Annotated in this window: 11 protein-coding genes; 6 read left to right on the forward strand and 5 right to left on the reverse strand. The window is 59.6% G+C overall.

Features of this window, described 5'->3' with window-relative positions; all coding sequences use genetic code 11:
* Positions 1–9 precede the first annotated feature (9 nt).
* Positions 10–1,065 (forward strand): saccharopine dehydrogenase C-terminal domain-containing protein, encoded by a 1,056-nt coding sequence (locus tag EK369_RS11720; protein ID WP_127114420.1) that lies wholly within the window; start codon positions 10–12, stop codon positions 1,063–1,065.
* A 90-nt stretch (positions 1,066–1,155) separates the two neighbouring features.
* Here the strand turns inward: EK369_RS11720 and EK369_RS11725 are convergent, their stop codons facing one another.
* A complete protein-coding gene (locus EK369_RS11725; RefSeq protein ID WP_127114505.1) occupies positions 1,156–2,799 on the reverse strand; it encodes a sulfatase-like hydrolase/transferase in 1,644 nt (547 codons plus the stop codon).
* A 309-nt stretch (positions 2,800–3,108) separates the two neighbouring features.
* Between EK369_RS11725 and EK369_RS11730 the strand changes: the two genes are divergently transcribed.
* Genes EK369_RS11730 through EK369_RS11740 form a run of 3 tightly spaced genes read left to right on the forward strand, consistent with a single transcriptional unit; the run spans position 3,109 to position 7,737 of the window.
* The gene (locus tag EK369_RS11730) at positions 3,109–5,523 is read left to right on the forward strand and encodes a GcvT family protein (protein ID WP_127114421.1); all 2,415 of its coding nucleotides are present in this window, start codon (positions 3,109–3,111) and stop codon (positions 5,521–5,523) included.
* Positions 5,520–7,061: a trimethylamine methyltransferase family protein gene (locus EK369_RS11735; RefSeq protein WP_127114422.1), complete on the forward strand. Its 1,542-nt coding sequence runs from the start codon at positions 5,520–5,522 to the stop codon at positions 7,059–7,061. Before EK369_RS11730 ends, EK369_RS11735 begins: the two co-directional genes overlap by 4 nt.
* 1 nt (position 7,062) lies before the next feature.
* Entirely contained in the window at positions 7,063–7,737 is a 675-nt protein-coding gene (locus EK369_RS11740) for a TetR/AcrR family transcriptional regulator (RefSeq protein ID WP_127114423.1), read from the forward strand.
* A 49-nt stretch (positions 7,738–7,786) separates the two neighbouring features.
* On the opposite strand, the gene EK369_RS11745 is transcribed toward EK369_RS11740, so the two are convergent.
* Positions 7,787–8,386: a TetR/AcrR family transcriptional regulator gene (locus tag EK369_RS11745; protein WP_127114506.1), complete on the reverse strand. Its 600-nt coding sequence runs from the start codon at positions 8,384–8,386 to the stop codon at positions 7,787–7,789.
* Positions 8,387–8,521: 135 nt separating this feature from the next.
* Between EK369_RS11745 and EK369_RS11750 the strand changes: the two genes are divergently transcribed.
* Positions 8,522–10,981 carry a GcvT family protein gene (locus EK369_RS11750; RefSeq protein WP_127114424.1) on the forward strand — a complete coding sequence of 820 codons (2,460 nt, stop codon included), beginning with the start codon at positions 8,522–8,524 and terminating at the stop codon, positions 10,979–10,981.
* An 18-nt stretch (positions 10,982–10,999) separates the two neighbouring features.
* Here the strand turns inward: EK369_RS11750 and EK369_RS11755 are convergent, their stop codons facing one another.
* Entirely contained in the window at positions 11,000–11,443 is a 444-nt protein-coding gene (locus EK369_RS11755) for a c-type cytochrome (RefSeq protein WP_127114425.1), read from the reverse strand.
* Positions 11,444–11,467: 24 nt separating this feature from the next.
* Positions 11,468–11,896 carry a c-type cytochrome gene (locus tag EK369_RS11760; protein ID WP_127114426.1) on the reverse strand — a complete coding sequence of 143 codons (429 nt, stop codon included), beginning with the start codon at positions 11,894–11,896 and terminating at the stop codon, positions 11,468–11,470.
* Positions 11,897–12,071: 175 nt separating this feature from the next.
* Here EK369_RS11760 and cysK point away from each other — a divergent pair, with 175 nt between their 5' ends.
* A complete protein-coding gene (gene cysK / locus EK369_RS11765; RefSeq protein ID WP_306461213.1) occupies positions 12,072–13,061 on the forward strand; it encodes a cysteine synthase A in 990 nt (329 codons plus the stop codon).
* On the opposite strand, the gene EK369_RS11770 is transcribed toward cysK, so the two are convergent.
* Entirely contained in the window at positions 13,055–14,038 is a 984-nt protein-coding gene (locus EK369_RS11770) for an ATP-grasp fold amidoligase family protein (protein ID WP_127114427.1), read from the reverse strand. The two genes, cysK and EK369_RS11770, sit on opposite strands and share 7 nt — an antisense overlap.
* Positions 14,039–14,070 lie beyond the last annotated feature (32 nt).

Below are 14,070 nucleotides of genomic sequence, written 5' to 3' on the forward strand. Positions count from 1 at the left end.
AGTAACGCCATGAAAAAGATTGCTATTCTCGGCCTGGGCAAGGTCGGGGCTCTTGCCGCACGTCTGCTGCACGACTCCGGGCTCGAAGTCACCGGCCACGATTTGCATGCCCCGCGCGAGGACATGCCCTTTGCGGTACAGGCCACCGACGTCACCGACCCAACCGCGCTTGCCGCGCTGTTCGGTACCTGCGACGCCGTGCTGTCCTGCCTGCCCTTCCACCTCAATACCGCTGTCGCAACCGCGGCCCACGCGGCAGGCATCCACTATTTCGATCTGACCGAGGACGTGCCGACAACTCAGGCCATTCTCGACCTCAGCAAGACCTCCAAGGGCGTCATGGCGCCGCAATGTGGCCTCGCCCCCGGCTTTGTCGGCATTGTCGGCGCGAAGCAGATCGCAGACTTTGACCATTGCCGTTCATGCCGTATGCGCGTGGGTGCCTTGCCGCAAAACCCCACCGGCCTCATGGGCTATGCCTTTAACTGGTCACCGGATGGCGTTGTGAACGAATACCTCAACGATTGCGAAGTAATCGAAGGGGGTGTGCGCAAATGGGTTTCGCCGATGGAATGGCTTGAAACGCTTTACATCGACGGTATGAAGCTCGAAGCTTTCACCACCTCTGGCGGGCTTGGCACCATGTGCGAGACCTATCTCGGGCAGGTCGACAATATCGACTACAAAACCATGCGCTATCCCGGTCACGCCGAGCTGATGAACTTCTTCTTCCATGAGCTTCTGATGCGCGACCGCCGCGAAGACGCGGGCGACATTCTGGTCAACGCCAAACCGCCCACGGACAACGATGTGGTCTATGTGCATGTTGCGTCCGAAGGCACCATCGACGGCCACATGCGCCGCGAGGAATTCGTGCGCGCCTATCGCCCAATCGAGATCGCGGGACGCATGCGCACAGCGATTTCATGGACCACATCGGCCTCGGTCGTGGCAGTGATCGAGATGGTGCGCGACGGTGCACTGCCCGGTCAGGGTTTTCTGAAACAGGAAGACATCCCACTGGACGCGTTTTTAAAAACTCGCACCGGTGCGCTTTACGCCTGAGGTGCGGTCTGCTTGGGGCACAAGCCATCCCGAAACGGTTTGGCCCAAAGGGTTTTATAACCCTTTGGGCCTGCTCACACAGGCCCCATGCTAGGTTTCCAGATGGTTCTGAGCGGCCCGACCCCGGTACTTTGCGGTCAGCTCTTCGTCGACTTCCGAGCCATCGAACAGGAAGGGCAGGATCCCTTTGCGGCCGGACTTGCCGCGCTTGGCGCGAATGTCATCCTCTGACACGGTCACTCGCTGCGACATGCGCCGCCCCCATTGACCCAGATATCCATAGAGGCGGTCCAGAACCTCTTGATGCGCGTCGCCCTTGGCCAGGTCGTGAAACTCTTCGGGGTCAGTCTCGAGGTCGAACAGCATCGGACGAAAGCCGCCCTCGGCGTGCATCATCTTGAACCGCCCGTCAAAAACCATGAACAGGCGGGCATCGCGCGGCTCAAGCCCCAGTTTCGCCCCCTGCCCGGTCGCGGAATAGTCAAATTCACTGATCACAAACTCGCGCCACTCCGGTTCCTCACCATTGATCCAAGGCATGAGAGAGCGCCCCTCAATGATGTGATCAGGCACCTGGCCACCGGCTGCGTCAACAAAAGTCGCAGCTATGTCGATACTCTCGACCAGCGCATCACAGGTTGACCCACGTGTTCCGTCCGCAGTCTTGCGCGGGTCATAGATGATCATTGGGATCTTGACGCTGGGATCGTGGAACAGGTCCTTTTCCCCCATCCAGTGATCTCCCAGATAGTCCCCGTGATCCGAGGTCAGAACGATCATCGTGTTTTGCGTGCGCCCACTTTGGTCCAGATGCTCCAGAATCCGCCCCAGTTGATCGTCACATTGCTTGATCAGACCCATGTAGGCGGGGATCACCTTTTGACGGACCTCTTCACGCTGGAACGCGGAACAGATGGGGTTCTCCATATAGGCGCCATAAACGGGATGCGGGTCTTGCCGCTCGACGTCAGACCGGTTGGGGGCGGGCACATGGTTGGCGCCATACATATTGTGATAGGGCGCGGGCACGATATAGGGCCAATGCGGTTTGATGTAACTCACATGGGCGCACCAGGGACCCTTGGCCTGATCGATAAACTCCATGGTGCGCGACGTCAGCCAGGGTGTTTCGCTGTCTTCTTCGCGGATGTTGGCGGGCTTGTCGGCGTTGGCGAACATCCAGCCCGAGGCCAGGTTACCGTCCTCATCAATCCCCGCATTGGCAAAGTCGGCCCAGGGGTTTTCACTCTCGTACCCCTTGGATTTGAGGTACTCGTTGTAAGGCGAGCGCTTTTCGTCATAAAAGCCATCCGGCCCCTCGCCCCACAGGCCATCATCACGGATCCACGCATCAAAACCGCACTCTGCCTGCCGTGCCCCGATCACGCTGTCGGGGCTAAGACCCAGCCGCTCCATCCCTTCCTTGTCTGCCTTCATATGGGTCTTGCCCAAAAGCCAGCAATCCATCCCGACCTTGCGCAGATGATCCCCAAGCGTCATCTCACCAACCCGCAAGGGAAACCCGTTCCACTGCGCTCCGTGGCTCGACACATAACGCCCGGTGTAAAAGCTCATCCGGCTAGCACCACAGATCGGCGACTGCACATAGGCATTGGTGAACCGCACCCCCATCTCGGCCACCCTGTCAAAGTGCGGGGTGTGTAGATGCGGATGTCCGGCACAGCTCAGGTAATCAAAGCGCAGCTGGTCATACATGATGAACAGGATGTTCAGGGGCGCGTCGCCCGAGCCTGCCGTCTTGTCACTCATGGGTCATCCCTCCACCTTTTTTACACTGCCGCTCGGGTCGGATTATAGGGTCTTCATAGCGTCTCGCTGTCCGGACTGCCGTCCGCAATTTCGTGAACAGTTTAACCATCTCACCGCCCCGCGTCAGCCCCCAGTTTACTCCGAACCACAACAGAGCTCAAAAGTTCTGGACAAACCTGTCCAGAATCAACCACACTCTGGACAAACATGTCCAATAGGATGCGCGCGTCTTGCAATCCAAACGCGCCGCGCCTCATCAAGGGGAAAACACACATGAAATCGCATTACCGTGCCGTGGTCATCGGGGGCGGGGTCGTTGGCGCCTCGGTGCTTTATCACCTGGCGAAATTCGGCTGGACCGATGTCTGCCTGATCGAACGCTCGGTCCTGACCGCTGGCTCCAGCTGGCATGCGGCGGGTGGGTTCCATGCCCTCAATGCCGATCCTAACATCGCCTCGCTGCAGGCCTATACCATCGACCTCTTGTCCGAGATCGAGCAGGAATCCGGCCAATCCGTCGGCATGCACATGACCGGCGGCATGACGCTGGCAGGCACACCGGACCGTTGGGAATGGCTGCAATCGGCCTATCGCACTTTCCAGTCCATCGGCATTGACGACTGCCGCCTGATCACCCCGCAAGAGGCCGGAGAACTCTGCCCCATCATGTCCACCGAAGGCATCCTCGGCGGCATGTGGGCCGACCGCGAAGGCTATGTCGACACCACCGGCACCGTGCACGCCTATGCCGGGGCCGCCAAGAAACGCGGCGCCGAGGTGATCGAACACAACCGCGTTCTGGAACTGCATCAGGTTGAAGGCGGCTGGCAGGTCGTGACCGAAAAGGGCACCATCCACACTGAACACGTGGTAAACGCGGCTGGTCTCTGGGCCAAACAGGTCGGGCGCATGGCGGGCATCGAACTGCCGGTCTCGCCGCTCAATCACCACTACCTGATCTCCGACACCATCCCCGAGCTGGAGCAACTGGATTTCGAGGTTCCGATGACCGTCGATCTCGAAGGTTTCACATATATGCGTCAGGACCAGAAAGGCATCCTTCTGGGAATTTACGAGATCGACCATGAACACTGGATGGTCGACGGCGCGCCGTGGGAATACGGCTTTGAACTGCAACAGGAAGACCCCGACCGCATCGAAAAAGAACTGACCCTTGGCTTTGAACGCTATCCCGCCTTGCAAGAAGTTGGCGTCAAGACATGGGTCAACGGGGCGTTTACCTTTGCCCCCGACGGTAACCCGCTGGTCGGCCCCGTTCGTGGCAAACCCGGCTACTGGTGCGCCTGTGGTGTCATGGCGGGCTTCCTGCAAGGGGGCGGCGTCGGCAAATCGCTGGCTGAATGGATGATCCACGGCGAACCCGAGGCGGATGTTTTCGGCATGGATGTGGCCCGCTTTGGCGACTACGCCCAGAACAAACGTTTCATCAAGGAAACCACTGGCCAGTTCTACACACGCCGCTTCGTTATGACCTATCCCAACGAGCAGTTGCCCGCAGGTCGCCCGCTGAAAAAGGCGCCCGCCTATGATGGCATGACCGCCGCTGGCTGCCGCTGGGGCGCCAACTATGGCCTTGAACTGCCACTCTACTTCGCACCTTCCGAAGACTTCGTCGAAACCCCCACCCTCAAACGCTCCAACGCCTTCGACATCGTCGCCGCCGAGTGTAAAGCCGTGCGCGAAAACGTCGGCCTCCTCGACATCTCCGGCTTCTCCCGCTTTGAAGTCTCAGGCGACGGCGCCGAAGCGTGGCTCGACAAGATCATGGCCTCGAAACTACCCGCGCCGGGCCGTGCGAAACTCGCACCGATGCTCGGCCACGATGGCCGCATGAAGGGCGATCTCACCGTGTTCAACTGGGGCGACGGAACCTGGTGGATCATGGGCAGTTACTACTTACGCGAATGGCACATGCGTTGGTTCCAGGACCACATGGGCGAAAACGTCACCCTGCGCGACATCGCAGACGCCACGGTCGGGTTCAGCCTCTCCGGCCCCAACAGCCTGAAAGTGCTGGAAAAACTTACCGATGGCCCCATCGGAGACCTGAAATTCATGGGATGCGGCACCTTCAATATCGGCATGCTGCGCTGCAAGGTCGGTCGCCTCTCGGTCGCAGGTGAACTCGGTTACGAAATCCACTGCTCCGCCGCCGAACACATCACTTTGCGCGAAACCCTGCTTGAGGCAGGCACCGAGTTCGGCATGAAAGAGGTGGGCTTCAACGCCCTCCTCTCCCTCCGGCTGGAAAAAAGCTTTGGCATCTGGTCAGCAGAATTCACCCAGGCGTACACTGCCGGTCAAACCGGCATGGACCGCTGGATCGACTGGGACAAAGGCGCGTTCGTGGGGCGTGACGCAGCTCTGCAAGAGCGTGATGGCAATGGCCCGGACCAGCTTGTGGCCACCCTCGAAATCGACGCCGCCGACGCGGATGCCAGCGGCTACGAACCCGTCTGGAACGGCGATCAACGGGTTGGCTTCGTGACATCCGGCGGCTACGGTCACACCGTTGGCAAATCCCTCGCCATGGCCATGATCGACCGCGACGCGGCACAAGAAGGCACCAGCCTCAGCGTGCATATCGTCGGCGCCGCGCGTCCTGCAAAGGTCATCGCGCCCTCGCCCTACGACCCCACCGGCACAGCAATGCGAGGCGGATCATGACCGACACCCCCACCCGAGGCCGACGCAGGCGCGCCCGCGCCGAGGAGGCCGCGCCGAAACGCGATGTGAATTATCGCCAGTTGAAGAACCCCTTCCCCACCATGGACGTGTTCTCGGCTGACCAGATCGCTAACATGCACGACACCGCCCTGCGCACGCTGGAAGAGCTGGGCATGAAGGTTCTTCTGCCAGAAGCGCGCAAGATCTTTGCCGCAGGCGGCGCGCGGGTGGATGAAGACAGTGAAATGGTCTGGATTGGCCGCGACATGGTGGACGCGGCCATCGCCTCGGCCCCGAAATCCATTCACTGCCACGCTGGCGTGCGGGATCGCGACTTTGTGCTGGAACTGGGCAGTCTGGTTTTTCAGGCCGGGGCCGGAGCGCCCAACGCCACCGACCTCGAACGCGGTCGCCGCCCCGGCTCGGCCCGTGACTACATCGAATACCTGAAGCTCACCCACCATTTCGACGTCTTCCAGATGATCTCGCCCCAGGTCGAGCCGCAGGACGTTGAAACCCATCTGCGCCACTATTTCACCACCCGCGCCCAGATGGAGCATTCTGACAAGTTTCCTTTTGTCTTTTCGCGCGGCACGCCCCAGGTGACGGAATGCTTCGAGATGGTGCGCGATTTTCGGGGGCTGACTGACAGCGCGTTTCAGGCCAACCCGCATTGTTACACCATCATCAACACGAACAGCCCGCGCACGCTGGACATTCCCATGGCTCAAGGGCTGATCGACTTTGCCCGCCATGGGCAGATGTCCATCGTCACGCCTTTTACCCTGATGGGCGCCATGGCCCCGATTACGGTTGCCGGATCCATCACACTCAGCCACGCCGAGGCACTGGCGGCGATCACGCTGGTGCAGCTTACCAAGCCCGGCGCGCCGATCTGCTATGGCACCTTCACCTCGAACGTCGACATGAAATCCGGCTCCCCCGCCTTTGGCACGCCATCGCATTTTCAGGCCTCGCTCGCCGCAGGCCAGCTTGCCCGCCATATCGGCCTGCCTTGGCGCTCTGCGGCGGGGTCCGCATCCAACCTCAACGATGTACAGGCGGCCAACGAAAACCAGTTTGGCCTCTGGGGTTGCCTCATGGCCGGCGCCACGGTCATCATCCATTCGGCAGGCTGGCTCGAAGGCGGCCTGACCGTGTCCTACGAGAAGCTGGTGACAGACGCCGAAGTCCTGAACATGGTGGCCGAGCTTTGTGCCGGGGCGCAGGCCGGCACGGACGAGATCGGCTTTGACAGCGCTCTCAGCCACGTTGACCCCTCAGGCCATTTCTTCTCAGCCCCGCAAACCATGGAACGCTACAACACCGAGTTCTATGAGCCCGTTGTGCACGACTATGCCAACTTCGGCACATGGACCGAACGCGGTGCACAGGATGCCTCGACCCGCGCCACGGCGGTCTGGAAAGACATCGTTGCCAACAGCCCCGGCACTCGCGTAGATCATGACCGTCTGGACGACCTTCAGACCTATATCGACAAGCGCACCGCCGCAGGTGGCGCCCCACCCGAGAGCTGAGATGACCGCCCGCACCACGCCCCTTTTGCATCGCGACAACCCCGACAAGACCCCGCTGACGGGCCATGTCAAAGTCACCCGCGAAGACTGGTTGAACGTCGCCCGCGACACGCTTGTCAACGATGGTGTGGCCGAGGTCAAAGTGCTGGCGCTGGCGGAACGGCTAGAGGTGTCGCGCTCCAGTTTTTACTGGTACTTCAAGAACCGCAAAGACCTGCTGGCCGCGCTCTTGGACGACTGGGAGGTCCGCAACACGCGCACTATCGTCTCAAACACCGAACGCCCGGCCGACAATATTTCCGAGGCCGTGTGCAACTTTTTCCGTTGCTTTGTCGACCCCAGGCAATTCGACCGCGGGCTGGATTTTGCCGTGCGCGAATGGTCGCGCCGTGACGATGCGATCCGCAAGATGATCGACACGGCCGACAAGGTGCGGATCATGGCGGTCACCCGGATGTTTGAGCGTCACGGATATTCGCCCTATGACGCCGATGTCCGTGCGCGCATCATTTATTTCATGCAGCTGGGGTATCATGCACTGGAGGTGCGCGAGCCGATGCAGGATCGCATGGACCGGCTGTCCGGGTACCTGCTGGGCTTTACCGGGGTAGACCCCGATCCCGCCGCGGTGCTGGCCTTTCAAGAGTTCGCGACCAAGGTGACGATAGAGGGGTGATCGCAGTTCGGTCTGCGGGCTGCCCTGACGCGCACGCGGCGGAAGGTTGTCAACTCTTTTGCATGAACCGACCGGGACAGCACAGGGCCAAATAGCACAAAACCTGATCCCGCGCGGCCTCTTTTGAGAAGGCATCCGGATACATCAATATGTTCAGCCAGGTGCCGTCAAACAGGCTTTCGAGCGCCAGAGCCAACTCTTCAGGCGACCGCGACATCTCACTGTTCTCTGCAATCTCGGCAAACAACGCCCGACTGACTTCGATGCGTTCCTCATCAATGTCCGCCGTGATTTTCCGGTAGAATTTGCGATAGCGCGCCTCGCCGAAAAACGCGAACCAGACGGCCAGTTTCTTACGCGTGCAGATACGCGAGTGAAACTGGGCCTCGACAATCGCATGGATCTTTTGCTCGGCGTCCAGGTCGGCACGCATCACGTCCGTTTTCCATCTTACGCGGTGCTCCTCGGCGAGCGTGCGTAGGGTTTCCTCCAAGAGAACGTCCTTGGTCGCAAAGTGAAAGTTCACCAACCCCAGCGATAAACCGGCCTGCTGACTGACCTTGCGCAAGGTGGTGCCAGAGAGCCCATGCAGGGCGATGCACGTCACCGTCGCCTCAATCAGCTGCTTTCGCCTGCCTTCAGACGTCATGGCACGAGATTTGTTTTCTGTTTTTACAGACACTTAAAGATTTCCACTGAACACTTGTTCAAACAATTCCTTGCCTTCCCTCTAAAGTCAATGCAGTAATTTGATCAAATTTCGAATCCCACCAGGAGCCTCGCCATGTCCCGTTCCCTCCCTACCCATGCGCAAACCGTGATCATCGGCGGCGGTTCGATCGGCTGTAACACCGCCTATCACCTGACCAAACTGGGCATGACCGACGTGGTTGTTCTGGAGCGCGACCAGCTGACCAGCGGCACCACCTGGCACGCTGCGGGTCTGATTGTCGGAGGGTTGCTGAAATCCGAGGCCGAATGCGAAATCTACACCCATGGACGCGATCTGTACGCCAACCTTGAGAAAGAAACCGGCCTGCCCACAGGGTTCCGCGATGTCGGATACATCCAGATTGCCAACAACCCAGAGCGCGTACATGAAATGCGCCGCCTTGCGCCCTTCATGCGCCGCCACGGCATCAATATCTACGAAATCTCACCCGAAGAAACCGCTGAACTGTTCCCCATCGGCGACATGAGCGATGTTCTCGCGGGCTTTTACACCCCGGAAGATGGCCGCGCCAATCCGGTCGATGTCACGATGTCGCTCGCCAAGGGCGCGCGCATGGGCGGAGCGCAGATTTTCGAACGCGTCACCGTCGCGGAAATCATGGCAACGAACGGCACGGCGACAGGCGTGAAAACTGCCGACGGGCAAACCATCACCGCAGAGAACGTGGTCATTTGCGGCGGCATGTGGTCCCGCCAACTGGGCGCTAAGGCAGGTATCAACCTGCCCCTGCAGGCGGCTGAGCACTATTACCTCATCACCGAAAACATCGACGGCCTTAGCCGCGACCTGCCGGTGCTCGAAGATCCCTCAACCTATACCTACTACCGCGAAGAGGTGGGCGGCCTGATGCTAGGCCTGTTCGAACCCGGTGCAGCCCCCTGGAAGCTTGACGGCATCCCCGAGACCTTTGCCTTTGGCGAGATTGAACCCGACTGGGATCGCGTCGGCCCGCATCTGGAGCTGGCCTATTCCCGCGTACCCGAGACACTGAATGTCGGTGTACGCAAACTGTTCTGTGGTCCGGAAAGCTTCACACCCGACCTTGCCCCTCTGGTTGGCGAAACACCTGAGCTGCGCAATTGCTATGTGGCCTGTGGCATGAACTCTCTCGGCATCCTGAACGGCGCGGGCACCGGCAAGGTGCTGGCGGAATGGATCGTCAGCGGCCATCCGCAGATCGACGTCACCGGCATCAACGTCAACCGCTTCACCCGGCACGAAGCCACCAAGGCCTTTCGCCGTGACCGTGGCCCGGAGCTTTTGGGCAAGATGTTCGGCCAGCACTACCACAATGACGGCTATGAGACCGCGCGCGATCTCAAACGATCGGTGCTGCATGATCGCCTCGCCGCCAGCGGGGCGTGGTTTGCCGAAGGCCACGGTTGGGAAATGCCCGACTGGTTTGCGCCCACTCCGGAGCAGGCCAAGATCGAAAAATACAGCTGGTTCCGTCAGAACTGGTTCGACTGGCACGCCGAAGAACACCGTGCCGCCCGCGAAGACGTCATCATCATGGATATGTCCACCATGTCCAAGTTCAATGTCGAGGGTCCCGACGCGCTTGCCCTGATGAGCCGTTTGTCCTGCAATGAGGTTGACGTGGATCCGGGGCGCTTGGTCTATACCGCTTGGGTCAACGAACACGGCGGGTTCGAGGCCGATCTCACCGTCACCCGCCTCGCCGAAGATCAGTTCATGGTGGTGGTGGGCGAAAACAGCCACGGCCACACGCTGATGCGCATGAAACGCCACATTCAGGACGGCGAGGTCGTTGTGATCACCGATCTCACCCCCGCCATCACGCAGATCAATATTCACGGCCCCAAGGCACGGATGTTGATGGAAAAAGTCACCTCTGCCGACATGTCAAACGATGCCTTCCCCTTCATGACCTGCCAAGACATCGACGTCGGCTACTGGGTGGTTAAGGCGTTCCGCGTCACCTTTGTGGGTGAGCTGGGGTGGGAGCTGCAGGTGCCATCCTACGCCGCCGTGCAGGTTTACGACCTGCTGAAAGAGGCAGGCAAGGAATTCGGCCTGCGCGACGCCGGCATGCAAACTCTGAACTCCCTGCGGCTTGAGAAAGCCTATCGTGACTTTGGCCTCGATGTGGACAACACAGACAACCCGATTTCCGCCGGTCTCGGTTTTGCGGTGAAACTCGACAAACCCGGCGGCTTTATCGGGCGCGACGCACTGGCCGCGATCAAGGCCCAAGGCGTCCCTAAGGTTCGCATGTTGCAGTTCCTGCTGAACGATCCCGAACCACTGCTTTATGGCAACGAATGCATCTACCTGAATGGCCAAGAGGTCGGCCACATGCAGATCGGTGGCTATGGCCACAGCCTGGGCGGCGCGGTTGGCATCGGGTTTGCGGAACTGGACGAACCTCTGACTGCGGCGGTGGTCAGCGATGGCACTTGGGAAGTCGAAGTGGCAGGCGAGCGCATTCCTGCGACCGCCTCACTGAAACCTCTCTTTGATCCCGGTATGGAAAAGATCAGATGCTGACCTTTTCCGTCCATCCGCCTACTTCTTGATGCGATAGGTTTCGTGGCAGCTCTGGCAGCTCTGCCCCAAGGACTTCATGCCCGCTGCGAGATCATCGGCACTTTGGATCGAACCGGATAACCCATCGGCCGCAGTTTCAAGGGTGTTGGCCTTGGCAACAAAATCCCCAAAGTCACCCCAAATCTCCGGCTTGGCCTCTGACTTGGGATCGGTTTCTTCGACTTGAAACAACACCGGAATGCGGGCGGCTTCGACAGCGATCACGCCAGCAGCCTCATTCGCTTTGGCCGCATCAAAGGCGACAGCGCCCTTGGCCATACCGCCCAATACTTTCATATTGTCGGCAATTGCTGACATGCCATCCATGCGCGCCATGACCGCCGGGTTCTTGACGCCCCCATGAGCGATCACAACCGTAGCTGACAGGGTCAGGGCCACCAAAGCCAATGAAGTTTGTTTCATTAAATCTCTCCTGTTCGACAGGCATCAGAAGATGCCGTTTTCGCGCTGCAGTTCTCGTATATAAGCCACGATCATCGTGACATCGCCCCGCGTCAAGCCATCTACGGCAGGCATGTCTCCAAATCGCCAATGATGGGACCGGACACCCAATTGCACCGCCCGTTGAAAGGCTTCGTCTGCATGGTGCGAGGGTTCGTATATTTTGTGAACCAAGGGTGGACCGGATCCATCGACGCCAACCGCATCAACCCCATGACAATCTGCACATTTGGCCTGAAACACGCGCTGCCCAATCTTGGCATTTGGGCCGAGTGCCTCTGGCAGGGTTATCGCGGCAAGCGCGTCACCTTGTGGCGGTGCCGCCTGCGGTGTTTCCTCAGCAGTGCCACTCAAAAACACATAGGCCCCAAGACCCAAAACCAGGGCCAAGACCCCAATTACACCAGCTTTCATATTGCTCTCCCCATGTTGCCATCCCGTCTCTGGCCCTTCCACCCAGTGGAGGGTCAAGCGCGACCTTCTGACAGTTTCGTGAGCATTCGGGTTGACCGCCCTCGAGTTCTTCTGTCCATTTGACCTAACCACAAGCGGCACAATTACTGCGCATAATCAGGAGGCTTTGGCCAGCATGACCGACGGGGCACCAACCGAGACTGAAACCGTCATGCCAAAAACCCAAGGGCGCGGGCGCATCTATAACAGCGTGGTCGAGGCCATTGGCAACACGCCCCTCGTACGGGTGCCGAACTATAGCGCCAAACATGGGCTCAAGGCGGACCTGTTGCTAAAGCTCGAATACTTCAACCCGCTATGCAGCGTCAAAGACCGCACCGCCGTCAACATGATCCTTGATCTGGAGCGACGGGGCGAAATCCACCCCGGCATGACCTTGATCGAACCCACCTCGGGCAATACCGGCATCGGGCTTGCCTTTGTCGCCGCCGCGCGGGGGTACAGGCTGATCCTGGTCATGCCAGAGCACTTTTCCATCGAGCGTCAGCGCATGCTGCGGTTCCTCGGGGCCGAGGTCGTGCTGACGCCCAAGGCGCCCGGCATCTCGGCCAGCATCGAAAAGACCAAGGAGATGCTCAAGGAAATCCCCGGCTCTTACTGGCCCAGCCAGTTTGACAATCCCGCCAACCCGATGGTGCATGAGAACACGACCGCCCAAGAAATCTGGAATGACACCCAAGGCGGCGTCGACGTGGTGGTCGCAGGTATCGGGACGGGCGGCACCTTCACCGGGCTGGCGCGCACGCTAAAGCCCAAGAAACCCGGCCTGCACATGGTTGCGGTTGAGCCGGAAAAGGCGCAGTCGATCAAGGGTGGTGTTTACGAGGTGCACAAAATCCAGGGCATCGGCGGTGGCTTTGTCCCCGACAACCTTGACGTCAGCCTTGTGGATGAGGTCATCGCGGTTGGCGAAGACGAGGCGCTGAACACATCGCGGGAACTGGCGCTTTGCGACGGGGTTGCAGCGGGCATCTCGTCTGGTGCGGCGATCTGGAGCGCAGCGCAAATCGCCCGGCGCCCCGAGATGGCAGGCAAACAGATCGTGGTGATCGTGCCATCCTTTGCCGAGCGCTACCTGTCGACCGCCCTTTTTGAAGGTTACTGAGCGACGCGGCGGGTCAGTTCCCGGAGCAACGCCTTGCGATAAATCTCTTTGAAACCACCCTGCGGCGTGCTCAGAAACCAGGATTTTCGCAGGTCCCAGTCCTGCTGAATCTCGCCAATCAGCTCAGGATCAGAAAACTTGAGATGACCGCTGCCGGTATAGGTGGTGATCTCATTGTACCAGATGTCCTGATCCGTCCCCATGAAATCGCACCGCACATAGTCAAAGCCTTTGGACAACACCTTGGCGGTTTCAAGCGCTTTCAACAGGGCGGGTGATGGCTGATAATCCTCGCGCAACGGGGCGGTTTGGCCAACACTGATTGGAAGCCGTCTGGCCTCGCCATCAAAGAACCCGATCTCGCGACGTGTCTGTTTGCTACCCTTGTACAACCCGACAAACAGGACCTTGCCGTCGCTGGAGTGCACGTTCAGGTTATCAGGCGGCGCGCCATCGGGATACGATAGCATTTCCTCGATCAACCCTTGCGGCGGGATCTGCGCATAGGCCCATTCCGACAGCTTGCCGCCAAAGGTCTCTTGCAGCCATTGCTCCAGCATGGTCACCACATCCTCGCGCGACATGGTTTGCGGGTCGTAGATCTTGTTCCAGCCGCAGCCATGGTTTGCCTTGAACATAGCCCGCGCGTGTAAGGCGTCGTCCGGAATGCTCTTGGGGTCCGGCCCGTGCCACAGCATCTCGGTCTGTGGCAACTCTGGCATCACATCCTTGACCCAATCGCGCACCTTCACCTTGTCGTTGAAGGTCACGAACATCGGATTGCGATCGACGATCTTGCGCCAGAAAATCTTGTCGTTAAAGGTCTTGGGAACGGCGATCCGTGGCAGCTTGCGGTGGTTGTACCAATACAGGCCCGTCGCATACCAATGGCGCAGCATGATCCCCACAGCCACACTCTGCAAAAGACCAAGATCAAACGGTCGCGTGAAGAGGCTGGGCCGAACGGATTTGGACATGGATGCGCCTGTTTCTAAAGGTGTTCAAGCCG

It is taken from the genome of Shimia sediminis, assembly GCF_003990645.1.
In the GTDB taxonomy this organism is placed as follows: Bacteria; Pseudomonadota; Alphaproteobacteria; order Rhodobacterales; family Rhodobacteraceae; genus Shimia; species Shimia sediminis.

What these genes read in the sequence shown, in the direction of transcription:
- cysK (WP_306461213.1), top strand. Translation starts at nt 12,072, where the DNA reads ATGACCGACGGGGCACCAACCGAGACTGAAACCGTCATGCCAAAAACC.
- EK369_RS11770 (WP_127114427.1), bottom strand. Translation starts at nt 14,038, where the DNA reads ATGTCCAAATCCGTTCGGCCCAGCCTCTTCACGCGACCGTTTGATCTT.
- EK369_RS11730 (WP_127114421.1), top strand. Translation starts at nt 3,109, where the DNA reads ATGAAATCGCATTACCGTGCCGTGGTCATCGGGGGCGGGGTCGTTGGC.
- EK369_RS11755 (WP_127114425.1), bottom strand. Translation starts at nt 11,443, where the DNA reads ATGAAACAAACTTCATTGGCTTTGGTGGCCCTGACCCTGTCAGCTACG.
- EK369_RS11720 (WP_127114420.1), top strand. Translation starts at nt 10, where the DNA reads ATGAAAAAGATTGCTATTCTCGGCCTGGGCAAGGTCGGGGCTCTTGCC.
- EK369_RS11750 (WP_127114424.1), top strand. Translation starts at nt 8,522, where the DNA reads ATGTCCCGTTCCCTCCCTACCCATGCGCAAACCGTGATCATCGGCGGC.
- EK369_RS11740 (WP_127114423.1), top strand. Translation starts at nt 7,063, where the DNA reads ATGACCGCCCGCACCACGCCCCTTTTGCATCGCGACAACCCCGACAAG.
- EK369_RS11760 (WP_127114426.1), bottom strand. Translation starts at nt 11,896, where the DNA reads ATGAAAGCTGGTGTAATTGGGGTCTTGGCCCTGGTTTTGGGTCTTGGG.
- EK369_RS11735 (WP_127114422.1), top strand. Translation starts at nt 5,520, where the DNA reads ATGACCGACACCCCCACCCGAGGCCGACGCAGGCGCGCCCGCGCCGAG.
- EK369_RS11745 (WP_127114506.1), bottom strand. Translation starts at nt 8,386, where the DNA reads ATGACGTCTGAAGGCAGGCGAAAGCAGCTGATTGAGGCGACGGTGACG.